Raw genomic sequence first — 11559 nt, forward strand, 5'->3', positions numbered from 1 at the left:
GGGGTGTTCCGGGTGCGGTCCGGGGGCCGCGGGGGTCAGCGGGCGTCGTCCGGCAGCAGCCGGGCGAGGGTGCGGACGGCGCGGTACTGGAGGGTCTTGATCGCCCCCTCGTTCTTGCCCATGGCGCGGGCGGTCTCCGCGACGGAGAGGCCCTGGAGGAAGCGGAGGGTCACGCACTCCTGCTGCTGCGGGTTGAGCTTGCGGACGGCTTCGAGCAGGGCGGCGTTGGACAGGGACTCCAGGACGGAGTCCTCCGGGCTGCGCTCGACCTCGTTGGCGTCGAGCATCTCGCCGGTCGTCACCTCCAGGCGGAAGCGGCTCGACTTGAAGTGGTCGGCGACCAGGTTGCGGGCGATCGTCACCAGCCAGGCGCCGAAGTCGCGGCCCTGCCAGGTGAACGTGGAGATCCGGCGCAGGGCGCGCAGGAAGGTCTCGCTGGTCAGGTCCTCCGCCGTCGCCTTCCCGCCGACGCGGTAGTAGATGTAGCGGTAGACGGTGTCGCTGTACTGGTCGTACAGCCTGCCGAACGCCTCGGCCTCGCCCGCCTGGGCGCGCTCGACCAGGTCCATCATGCGGGCGCTGTCGCTGTCGGCCGTGGGGCGGCGGGCCGTCGTGGAGGCGCCGGCGGCCCGGGTGGCCCGCCTGGCGACGCTGCGCGCCTCACCCGCCCGGCGCCCGTCGGCGACGGCGGTGCGCGCCGGGCCCGACTCGATGCCGTCCGCCAGGGCGTAGCAGGGTGCGGCCGGCCCGCCGGCGGCGAGGCCGGGCGCGGCGAATGCGGGGACGGCGTACGCGGCGGGGACGAGGCCGCGCAAGTGGTCGATGACCGCTGCGCGCAGCGTAGCCAGGCCCGAGGCGTCAACCCCGACGTGTGGGTACACGGGACTCCCAGAGGCAGAGCTTTCATCACGTGCAGTGCGGGACCGTTCACCCGTCGTGATGACTGGTGGGGTCCGTCATGCGTCTGAGGAGAATAACGCTTCGTACAGGCAGTGCTACACCCAGTTGCTCAAATCGCCGTTTACGACGGTTCTGTGGTGTCTTGGTGGCGCATCCAGTCGCACATTGTGAGCAGTTGTTGATCGAAATACGTCGGGATCTGTCTGCGGGACGTGTGCGGCGCAGGGTTGACGGGCCCGGACGGCGGCAGCGGCGTGCGTCGGTGTCGTCGGGTCCTGCCCGGGGGCGGCGCCGGGGTGCCGGGGAGGCCTCGGGGGGCGGCGGCGGTGGAGGGCGACGGCGGCCGCCGTGCCGCCCGCGAGGGCGCCGACACCGGCGGCCGCGGGGATGCCGACCTTCGCCGCCTTGCGGCCGGTCCGGTAGTCGCGCAGGCGCCAGTCGCGTGCGCGGGCGTGCTTGCGCAGTTTGGTGTCGGGGTTGATCGCGTACGGGTGGCCCACCAGCGACAGCATCGGGATGTCGTTGTGGCTGTCGCTGTACGCGGCGCAGCGCTCCAGGTCGAGGCCCTCGGCCGCCGCCAGGGCGCGCACCGCCTCCGCCTTCGCCGGGCCGTGCAGCGGCTCGCCGACGAGTTTGCCGGTGTACACGCCGTCGACGGACTCCGCGACGGTGCCGAGCGCCCCCGTCAGGCCCAGCCGGCCGGCGATGATCGTGGCCGTCTCGACCGGGGCCGCGGTCACCAGCCAGACCTTCTGCCCCGCGTCCAGGTGCGCCTGCGCGAGTGCGCGGGTGCCCGGCCAGATGCGGTCGGCCATGTACTCGTCGTAGATCTCCTCGCCGATGGTCATCAGTTCGGAGACGCGGTGGCCCTTCACGATCGACAGGGCGCTCTCGCGGGCGTCCTGCATGTGCTCGGGGTCCTCGACGCCGGCCAGCCGGAACCAGGCCTGCTGCCAGGCGAACCGGGCCAGTTCGCTGCGGTGGAAGAACTTGCGCTTGTACAGCCCGCGCCCGAAGTGGAAGATCGCCGCGCCCTGCATGACCGTGTTGTCGAGGTCGAAGAAGGCGGCGGCGTGCACGTCCCCGGCGACGGGGAAGACCGGTTCGGCGGGGGGCGCCTGGATGCCTTCGAGCTCCTGGAGCGCCTCGATGGTCTGCGAGGACTTGCGTGCTGCCTCGGCTGCGGCCTCGCCTGCCAGCACGCTGCGTGCCGTGGCGGGGCGCCTTCGGGGGGTGAGCCATCCCAGTGCGGCCATGGCGTGAGCATAGCCAGTCCCCGTCACCCCTCCCGACCCCGCCGGGGTGCGGTGACGTGAACAGTCCGGGTCCGGGCTGTTAAGCGGGGCCGGTCGGCACCGCCAGAATGGAGGACATGAGTCCGCTGCTGCGCCGTACGAAGAAGAGGGCCGACGAGCGTGTCGTCACGCTGATCGGCAAGCCCGGCTGCCATCTGTGCGACGACGCCCGCGAGGTCGCCCGGGCGGTGTGCGCCGAGACCGGGGCGTCGTTCGAGGAGAAGGACATCACCCGGGACGAGGAACTGCACCGCGCCTACTGGGAGCAGATCCCGGTGGTGCTGGTCGACGGTGAGCAGCACACCTTCTGGCGGGTGGACCCGGCGCGGCTGCGGCGCGCGCTGCGGGAATGAGGGGACGGTGAGGGGGTCGGGAATCCAGGGGGCTCCGGGCCCTGTCCGGACGCCGGGTGCACAGGGCACAGTGGTGTCGCCAAGCGGTCTCGGGGGGCACCGTCGCGAGGAGTGTGTACGCCTTTGTCCCCTTCGAGCCTTGAACGGCCCTGGACGGCGCGCGGTTCCAGGACCGGGCCCCCGGATCGCGTGACCCCCATCACTTTGCACGGACAAAGCGGACACAATCTTTGTGCACGCGTTCACAAAGACATAGCCTGCATTCGACGGGGCGGTCTTGAGACACACGGCCGCCTGCAGCCTCGCTCATCCCCCAGGAGCATCGTGGCAACTGGCCGAAATCACCGACCGGCGACCCGTAGCCGAGGAATCCCCGAGGCCACCGTCGCCCGGCTCCCGCTGTACCTCCGCGCGCTGACGGCGCTGTCGGAGCGGTCCGTGCCCACGGTCTCCTCCGAGGAGCTCGCGGCCGCGGCGGGCGTCAACTCCGCGAAGCTGCGCAAGGACTTCTCCTACCTCGGCTCCTACGGGACCCGGGGTGTCGGCTACGACGTCGAGTATCTCGTCTACCAGATCTCGCGCGAACTGGGGCTCACCCAGGACTGGCCCGTCGTCATCGTCGGCATCGGCAACCTCGGCGCCGCGCTCGCCAACTACGGCGGGTTCGCCTCCCGCGGCTTCCGCGTCGCCGCGCTGATCGACGCCGACCCGTCGATGGCGGGCAAGCCCGTCGCGGGCATCCCCGTCCAGCACACGGACGAGCTGGAGAAGATCATCAGCGACAACGGCGTGTCGATCGGCGTCATCTCGACGCCCGCCGGCGCCGCTCAGCAGGTCTGCGAGCGTCTGATCGCGGCCGGTGTCACCTCCATCCTCAACTTCGCCCCCACCGTCCTGTCCGTGCCGGACGGCGTCGACGTGCGCAAGGTCGACCTCTCGATCGAGCTGCAGATCCTCGCCTTCCACGAGCAGCGCAAGGCCGGCGAGGAAGCCGAGTCCTCGGCTCGGAAGGGACCTGACGGGGACATGCCCGCCGTGATGCCGGCATGAGTCTCCTGGTGGTCGGACTGAGTCACCGCAGCGCGCCGGTGAGCGTGCTGGAGCGTGCCTCGCTCTCCGCTGACGCGCAGGTCAAGCTGTTGCAGGACACCCTGGCCGCGGAGCCCGCGACCGAGGGCGCCGTCCTCGCGACGTGCAACCGCATCGAGCTGTACGCGGACGTCGACAAGTTCCACGCCGGTGTCGCGGAGCTCTCCACGCTGCTCGCCCAGCACAGCGGCGTCGGCCTGGAGGAGCTCACTCCCTATCTGTACGTGCACTACGAGGACCGGGCCGTGCACCACCTGTTCTCGGTGGCGTGCGGGCTGGACTCGATGGTCGTCGGCGAGGGCCAGATCCTCGGCCAGATCAAGGACGCGCTGGCCCGGGGCCAGGAACTGCACACCGCAGGGCGCCTGATCAACGACCTGTTCCAGCAGGCGCTGCGGGTCGGCAAGCGCGCGCACAGCGAGACCGGCATCGACCGCGCCGGGCAGTCGCTCGTCACCTTCGGCCTCGAACAGCTCGCCGCCGGCGTGCCCGTCGACGTGTGGGCGGCCGACAAGCGGGCGCTGGTGATCGGCGCCGGCTCGATGTCCTCGCTCGCCGCGACCACGCTGGCCCGGCTCGGCGTACGCGAACTCGTCATCGCCAACCGGACCCAGGAGCGGGCCGACCGGCTGGCCGCCGCCCTGTCGGAGACCGGCGTGCGCGCCGTGGCCGTGCCGATGTCCGAGGTGGGGAACGAGCTGACACGTGCCGACGTGGCGGTGTCCTGCACCGGCGCGACCGGCCTGGTCCTCACCGCCGAGGCGGTCGCCGCGGCCGTGGCGCAGCACGTGGTCCCCGCCGCGGGACCGGGCGCCGACCTGCGGGCCCCCGAGGGCAGCCTGGTGGCCCGCCTGGCGGCGGCCGCCGCCCGTGACGGACGGGTGGCCGAGCTGCCCGGCGCCGGCGAGGCGGCCGATGACACCGAAGCCGCACGGTTCGCCCGCGCGGGAGTCACCGGAGTGACCGGCGGCCTGGACGTTGCCCCGGGCTCCGAATGTCCCGTCGGGCTCGACGACACCCCCGCCGGCTCCCTCACGCAGCACGGGGCCTGGGCCGCGAGCACCCCCCGTGCCCCGCCCCGTGCCCCGCACCCCGCCGCCCGCCAGGCGCCCGCCGCCGGCGKCGGCGGCCCCGTGCGGCTCGCGCTGCTCGACCTCGCCATGCCGCGGGACGTCGACGCCGCCGTGCACCGCCTCACCGGCGTGCGCCTCGTCGACATCGAGTCCCTCGCCGAGGCGTCCGCCGACGCGCCGATGGCCGCCGACGTGGACCAGGTGCGCACCCTCGTCTCCGACGAGGTGGCCGCCTTCGGCGCGGCCCAGCGCGCCGCGCACATCACCCCGACCGTCGTCGCGCTGCGGACCATGGCGGCCGACGTGGTGGCCGGCGAGCTGGCCCGCCTCGACGGGCGGCTCACCGGGCTCGACGAGAAGCAGCGCGCCGAGATCACCCAGACCGTGCGCCGCGTGGTGGACAAGCTCCTGCACGCGCCCACGGTGCGGGTCAAGCAGCTGGCCGGAGAGCCCGGCGGAGCCGGGTACGCGGACGCGCTGCGGACCCTTTTCGACCTCGACCCGGAGACGGTCGCCTCCGTCAGCCGGGCCGATCTGAATGACGCAGACGTCAAGAACCGAGGGCGAGTATGACCGAGAGGGCACTGAGGCTCGGGACCAGGCGCAGCAAGCTCGCCATGGCCCAGTCCGGGCATGTGGCCGAGGCGGTGCGCCGCGCCACCGGCCGGGCCGTCGAGCTCGTCGAGATCACGACGTACGGGGACACCTCCCGTGAGCACCTGTCGCAGATCGGCGGCACCGGGGTGTTCGTCGCGGCGCTGCGCGACGCGCTGCTGAGCGGGGAGGTGGACTTCGCCGTCCACTCCCTGAAGGACCTGCCCACCGCCGAGCACGAGGGCCTCACCGTGGCCGCCGTGCCCCCGCGGGTGGACCCGCGCGACGCGCTCGTCGCCCGCGACGGACTCACCTTCGACCGGCTGCCGGACGGCGCCCGCGTCGGCACCGGCTCGCCGCGCCGCATGGCGCAGCTCAACGCGTACGCCCGCTCCCACGGGCTGCGCATCGAGACCGTGCCGATCCGCGGCAACGTCGACACCCGGATCGGATACGTACGGAACGGGGAGCTCGACGCCGTCGTGCTCGCCGCGGCCGGACTCCACCGCATCGGCAGGACCGACGAGGTCACCGACTTCCTGTCGGTCGACTTCGTCCTGCCCGCCCCCGGCCAGGGGGCCCTGGCGATCGAGTGTCCCGCGGCTGACGCCGCACTCGTCGCCGCGCTCGCCGAGCTCGACGATCCGCACACGCGGGTCGCCGTGACCGCCGAGCGTTCCCTGCTCGCCGCCCTGGAGGCCGGCTGCTCCGCACCTGTGGGTGCGCTGGCCGACCTGCTGGCCGACGGACAGGTTGCCACCGAAATGCGCCTGCGGGGCGTCGTCGGCACGACCGACGGCTCCGCGCTGGTGCAGCTGTCCACCACCGGTCCCGTACCCACGTCGCACGGCGACGCCATCGCGCTCGGTCGCGAACTCGCGTCCGAGATGCTCGCCAAGGGTGCGGCCGGTCTTATGGGGGAGCGAGCACTTTGAGCCCCACCACCTCGAACCATCCGGCCTTCCCGGCACACGGGCACGTCACCTTCCTGGGCGCCGGTCCCGGCGATCCCGGTCTGCTGACCCTGCGCGCCGTGGAGGCGCTCGCGGGCGCGGACGTCCTGGTCGCCGAGCCCGCTGTGCTGGAGGTCGTCCGCGGACATGCCCGGGCGGGCGTAAGCACGCCTGAGCTGACGGTAGTTGACGACGCGTCAGTGTCCGCCGGCATCCCGGTTCTCAGGGACGCGGCCAATCTTGTCATGGAGGCCGCGCGCGGCGGCAAGCGGGTCGTGCGTGCCGTGACGGGCGACCCCGGCCTGGACACGGACGCGGGCCGGGAGATGCTCGCCTGCGCCGCGGAGGGCATTCCCTTCGAGGTCGTGCCGGGCATCGCCACGGCCGTCGGCGTGCCCGCCTACGCCGGTGTCCCGCTGCGGGACGCGGAGGGGGCCGACGTCCGGTTCGTCGACGCCCGCACGGCGTCCGACCGCTGCTGGACCGAGGTCGGGGCGAGCGACGGCACGGCCGTCGTCTCCACCACGCTCGACTCGGTCGCCGCGGCGGCCGGGGAGATGGTGGCCGCCGGCCGCAAGCCGGACACCCCGCTGACCGTCACCGTCGCCGGCACCACCACCCGCCAGCGGACGTGGACGGCGACCCTCGGCACCATCGCGCAGACCCTGAAGCAGGCGAAGGTGCTGCCGTCGCCGGACGGGCACCAGCCGGTCATAGCCGTGGTCGGCGAACGCAGCGCCGCGGCGCAGCGCGACCAGCTCGCGTGGTTCGAGTCCAAGCCGCTCTTCGGCTGGAAGGTCCTCGTGCCGCGCACCAAGGAGCAGGCGGCCTCGCTCTCCGACCAGCTGCGCTCCTACGGCGCGGTCCCGCACGAGGTCCCGACCATCGCGGTCGAGCCCCCGCGCACGCCCCAGCAGATGGAGCGCGCGGTCAAGGGCCTGGTCACCGGCCGCTACGAGTGGATCGCCTTCACCTCGGTCAACGCGGTCAAGGCGGTGCGGGAGAAGTTCGAGGAGTACGGGCTCGACGCGCGCGCCTTCGCCGGGATCAAGGTCGCGGCGGTCGGCGAGCAGACGGCGGCCGCACTGATCGACTTCGGCGTCAAGCCGGACCTGGTGCCCAGCGGCGAGCAGTCCGCGGCCGGGCTGCTGGAGGACTGGCCGCCCTACGACCCGGTCTTCGACCCGATCGACCGCGTCTTCCTGCCGCGTGCCGACATCGCGACCGAGACGCTGGTCGCGGGGCTGATCGAACTCGGCTGGGAGGTCGACGACGTCACCGCCTACCGGACCGTGCGCGCCTCGCCGCCGCCGGCCGAGACCCGTGAGGCGATCAAGGGCGGCGGGTTCGACGCGGTGCTCTTCACCTCCTCGTCGACCGTGCGGAACCTCGTCGGCATCGCGGGCAAGCCGCACAACGTGACGGTGATCGCGTGCATCGGCCCGGCGACCGCGAAGACGGCCGAGGAGCACGGGCTGCGGGTCGACGTCCTGTCGCCGGAGCCGTCGGTGCACAGACTCGCCGAGGCGCTGGCGGAGTTCGGCGCGGCGCGCCGGGCGGCCGCCGTGGAGGCCGGCGAGCACGTGACGCGGCCCTCGGAGCGGCGTCCGGGCGGGCGGAGGCGCCGCACGACGACGTGAACCCCGAGCCGGGGCCTGGCCGCGGGGCGTGAACCCCGGGCCGGGTGTCGTGGCGCGGGGTGTGACCGCGGGCCGGGTGTCGCTCTGCGGGGCGTGAACCCGGGCCGGGTGTCGCTGTGCGGCGCGTGACCGCGGGGCGTTGCCGCGAGGCGGCGTGAGCGCGGGCGGGTTGTGGTTCGGACCGGCGTGGCCGGGCGGGAGGTTACTCCCGCCCGGCCACGCCGCTGTCCGGGGTCCGTGGGCATACGGGCGGGGGCCCGCCCGGCCGCACGGCAGGGCTGCCGTCCGCGTGCCCGCTCGACGGGACCGCCGTTCGGCGGCCCGGGGGTGGCACAGGCGGTTCCCGCCGGGGGCGCTCCGGGGGCGGGCGTCGTGCCGGACCCGTCCGTGTGCCGGGTGCGGCGCGTGACGCACCGGGGGCCGGGGTGTTCGACAGGGGGCCGCCGACGCAGTACACCGGAGGCAAGGGCGCCGGGACACGGGCGAGCGCGGGACGAGTGGGTGACGGTCACATGGACTCCGAGACGCTGCGCGTCGATCCTTCCAACACCGAGCAGGCACAGGCCTGGGACGGTGACCAGGGCACGTACTGGGCGGAGCACGCCGCCGATTTCGACCGCGCGGTCCACGCCTACCAGGGCCCCTTCCTGGACGCCGCCCACTTCCAGCGGGGCGAACGGGTCCTCGACGTCGGCTGCGGCGCCGGACTCACCTCGCGTGCCGCCGCCCGGCTCACGGTGAGCGGCCCCGTGCTGGGCGTGGACCTGTCCGGGCCGCTGCTGGCGGTCGCCCGCCGCGAGGCGGAGCGCGAAGGGCTCGACAGCATCCGCCACGAGCGCGCCGACGCCCAGACCCACCCGTTCGCGGAGGCGGCCTTCGACATCGCCATCAGCCGCCTCGGCAGCATGTTCTTCGCCGACCCGGTGGCCGCCTTCCGCAACGTCGCCCGGGCCCTGCGCCCGGGCGGGCGGCTGGTGCTGCTGGTGTGGCAGGACGTCTCCCGCAACGAGTGGTTCCGCTCCTTCGTGGCGGACCTCGCCGACGGCCGGGACGTCGGCCCGCCGCCGGCGGATGCGCCCGGGCCGTTCTTCATGTCGGACCCGGACACCGTGCGCGAGCGCCTCCTCGCCGCCGGTTTCCGCACGCCGCACTTCGACGACCACCGGCTGTCCATGCGCTTCGGCCGCACGGTCGACGAGGCCCACTCCTTCGTCTCCGGCATGCTCGGCTGGATGCTCGAAGAACTCGACGAGGCCGGCCGCGCCCGCGCCCTCGCCACCCTCCGCGCCGACCTGGAGGCCCACGCCACCCCGGACGGCGTCCGCTACGGCTCCGCCGCGTGGGTCGTCACGGCGACGCGTCCGTAGCGCGGGGGTGGTGCGCCGGGGGCGCTGAGAGGGCCGCGGGCTCTGGGGCCCCAGAGCCCCCGGGGCCCGGGGGTGCTGGGAGTGCCGGGTACTGCGCCGGGCCCCGGGGGCTCTGGTGGACCTGGGGCCGGGCTCGTTCCGGTGGGGTGCCGGGCCCTGGGGGCTCGGACGGTCCGGGGGTGTCCCCATCCAGGTGCCCGCGCGCTCCCCGGGCCGTGCGTGCGCGGCGGCGCACGAAAATCAGGGGCCCGTGCGGGCCCCGCCCTGCGATGCTTGCCGCCGCCCGCGGCGGAGCCGGAGCGGGCCCGGGCGTACCGGACCGGGGCCGGCGCGACACGGAGCGGGCCCGGGCGTACCGCGCCGGGACAGGCGCGCCGCCCCCCGGGGCGACGGGCGCGACCAGGGAGGACGCATGGAACCGGCAGAACTCCGCCGCGCGGTCGAGGCGGGACGGGCGACCGCCGCACGCCTGGGCCTCCCGGTGGACGACGTGATCGTCGTCCACGACTCGGACCGTGTCGCGTTGCGCCTGGTCCCTTGCGAGGTGCTGGCCCGGGTCGCGCCCGCGCGGCTCGCGGCCGAGTCCGCGTTCGAGGTGGAGGTCGCGCGCCGGCTCGCGGACGCCGGCGCCCCGGTGGCCGGGCTCGACCCCCGGGTCGAGGCCCGCGTGCACCGTAGGGACGGCTTCGCGGTCTCGCTCTGGACGTACCACCCGCCCGTGGCACCGGAGATCGCGCCCGCGGCCTACGCGGACGCGCTCCACCGGCACCACACCGCCCTGCGCCGGGCCGGAGCGTCGTCCGGCCTGGAGACGCCCCACGTCACCGACCGCGTCGCCGCGGCGCTCCGGGAGGTCGAGGACCGGGACCGGTCGCCCGAACTGCCCGTCGCCGAGCGGCGACTGCTCGCCGGCACGCTCGGCGGCCTCGCCGCGCTGCTCGACGCCCGGAGAGGCGGCGACCAGCTCCTGCACGGCGAGCCCCACCCGGGCAACCTCCTCGCCACGAGCGGCGGTCCGCTCCTCGTCGACCTCGCCACCTGCTGCCGGGGGCCCGTCGAGTTCGACCTCGCCCACGCGCCCGAGGCTGCGGCGCCGTACTACCCGGGGGCCGACCAGGCCCTGGTGCGGCGGTGCCGCGCCCTGAACTGGGCGATGTTCTCGGCCTGGCGGTGGCGGAGGGACGACGGCATGCCCGACCGGGACCTCCGGCGGGCGGAGGGCCTCGGCCGCCTCCGCGCCGCACTCGACGGCTGCTGACCGGGCCGGCCCCGCCCGCCGACGCGGTGTCGGTAATCACCCGTGCGGGGCGGGCGTAGCGTGGCCCGTATGACTGCGTACGGATCCTTCCCCGGTGCCCGCCCCCGGCGGCTCCGGACCACTCCGGCCCTGCGGCGCATGGTCGCCGAGACCCGGTTGCACCCGGCCGACCTGATCCTCCCCGCCTTCGTCCGCGAAGGCATCGACGAGCCGGTGCCGATCCGGGCCATGCCCGGCGTCGTGCAGCACACCCGGGACACCCTGCGGAAGGCGGCCGTCGAGGCCCGCGAGGCGGGCGTCGCCGGGATCATGCTCTTCGGCGTGCCCGAGGACGTGAAGAAGGACGCGCTCGGCACCGCGGGGACCGACCCGGAGGGCATCCTCCAGGTCGCCGTCCGGGACGTACGGGCCGAGGTCGGCGACGAGCTCGTCATCATGTCCGACCTCTGCCTCGACGAGTACACCGACCACGGCCACTGCGGGGTCCTCACGGCGGACGGCCGGGTCGACAACGACGCCACCCTGGAGCGCTACGCCGAGATGGCCCAGGTCCAGGCGGACGCCGGCGTCCACGTGGTGGGCCCGAGCGGCATGATGGACGGTCAGATCGGCGTCGTCCGCGACGCGCTGGACACCATCGGCAAGGAGGACGTGTCGATCCTCGCGTACACCGCGAAGTACTCCTCCGCCTTCTACGGCCCCTTCCGCGAGGCGGTCGGCTCCTCGCTCACGGGCGACCGCAAGACCTACCAGCAGGACCCGGCCAACGTCCGCGAGTCGCTGCGCGAGCTGGCGCTCGACCTGGAGGAGGGCGCCGACATGGTCATGGTCAAGCCCGCCGGCCCTTACCTCGACATCCTGGCGAAGGTCGCCGAGTCCGTGCACGTGCCGGTCGCGGCGTACCAGATCAGCGGCGAGTACGCGATGGTCGAGGCGGCCGCCGAGAAGGGCTGGATCAACCGCGAGGCCGCCATCGCCGAGACCCTGCTCGGCATCAAGCGCGCGGGCGCGAACATGATCCTCACGTACTGGGCGAC

General features: G+C 74.2%; 9 protein-coding genes and 1 pseudogene. 8 read left to right on the forward strand and 2 right to left on the reverse strand.

Annotated features, from left to right (window positions below):
• Nucleotides 1–35 precede the first annotated feature (35 nt).
• Together EAO77_RS09295 and EAO77_RS09300 are read right to left on the reverse strand one after the other, a co-directional pair.
• Nucleotides 36–881: an ECF subfamily RNA polymerase sigma factor, BldN family gene (locus EAO77_RS09295; protein ID WP_147987553.1), complete on the reverse strand. Its 846-nt coding sequence runs from the start codon at nt 879–881 to the stop codon at nt 36–38.
• A 336-nt stretch (nt 882–1217) separates the two neighbouring features.
• Nucleotides 1218–2156, reverse strand: a pseudogene (locus EAO77_RS09300) (HAD family hydrolase); the annotation flags it as partial.
• A 116-nt stretch (nt 2157–2272) separates the two neighbouring features.
• Here EAO77_RS09300 and EAO77_RS09305 point away from each other — a divergent pair.
• From EAO77_RS09305 to hemB, 8 genes are all read left to right on the forward strand, one after another.
• On the forward strand, nt 2273–2548 hold the full coding sequence (locus EAO77_RS09305; RefSeq protein ID WP_147987554.1) for a glutaredoxin family protein: 276 nt from the start codon (nt 2273–2275) through the stop codon (nt 2546–2548).
• Between the two features lie 324 nt (nt 2549–2872).
• Nucleotides 2873–3598: a redox-sensing transcriptional repressor Rex gene (locus EAO77_RS09310; protein WP_147987555.1), complete on the forward strand. Its 726-nt coding sequence runs from the start codon at nt 2873–2875 to the stop codon at nt 3596–3598.
• Nucleotides 3595–5283 carry a glutamyl-tRNA reductase gene (locus EAO77_RS09315; protein ID WP_147987556.1) on the forward strand — a complete coding sequence of 563 codons (1689 nt, stop codon included), beginning with the start codon at nt 3595–3597 and terminating at the stop codon, nt 5281–5283. Before EAO77_RS09310 ends, EAO77_RS09315 begins: the two co-directional genes overlap by 4 nt.
• Complete coding sequence (gene hemC / locus EAO77_RS09320) at nt 5280–6239, forward strand: hydroxymethylbilane synthase (protein WP_147987557.1); 960 nt, start codon at nt 5280–5282, stop codon at nt 6237–6239. The genes EAO77_RS09315 and hemC overlap by 4 nt, the downstream gene beginning before the upstream one ends.
• A complete protein-coding gene (locus tag EAO77_RS09325; RefSeq protein ID WP_147987558.1) occupies nt 6236–7897 on the forward strand; it encodes a uroporphyrinogen-III synthase in 1662 nt (553 codons plus the stop codon). Before hemC ends, EAO77_RS09325 begins: the two co-directional genes overlap by 4 nt.
• Before the next feature lie 512 nt (nt 7898–8409).
• A complete protein-coding gene (locus EAO77_RS09330) occupies nt 8410–9264 on the forward strand; it encodes a class I SAM-dependent methyltransferase (RefSeq protein ID WP_147987559.1) in 855 nt (284 codons plus the stop codon).
• Nucleotides 9265–9676: 412 nt separating this feature from the next.
• The gene (locus EAO77_RS09335) at nt 9677–10522 is read left to right on the forward strand and encodes an aminoglycoside phosphotransferase family protein (protein ID WP_147987560.1); all 846 of its coding nucleotides are present in this window, start codon (nt 9677–9679) and stop codon (nt 10520–10522) included.
• Nucleotides 10523–10591: 69 nt separating this feature from the next.
• The coding region (hemB, locus tag EAO77_RS09340) for a porphobilinogen synthase (RefSeq protein WP_147989046.1) at nt 10592–11559 on the forward strand (968 nt) is incomplete at its 3' end.

Origin of the sequence: Streptomyces sp. T39 (genome assembly GCF_008042045.1) — a bacterium.
In the GTDB taxonomy this organism is placed as follows: domain Bacteria; phylum Actinomycetota; class Actinomycetes; order Streptomycetales; family Streptomycetaceae; genus Streptomyces.

Bases quoted from the DNA above. Each gene is read 5' to 3' on its own strand.
- EAO77_RS09305 (WP_147987554.1), top strand. From the start codon at position 2,273: ATGAGTCCGCTGCTGCGCCGTACGAAGAAGAGGGCCGACGAGCGTGTC.
- hemC (WP_147987557.1), top strand. From the start codon at position 5,280: ATGACCGAGAGGGCACTGAGGCTCGGGACCAGGCGCAGCAAGCTCGCC.
- EAO77_RS09330 (WP_147987559.1), top strand. From the start codon at position 8,410: ATGGACTCCGAGACGCTGCGCGTCGATCCTTCCAACACCGAGCAGGCA.
- EAO77_RS09335 (WP_147987560.1), top strand. From the start codon at position 9,677: ATGGAACCGGCAGAACTCCGCCGCGCGGTCGAGGCGGGACGGGCGACC.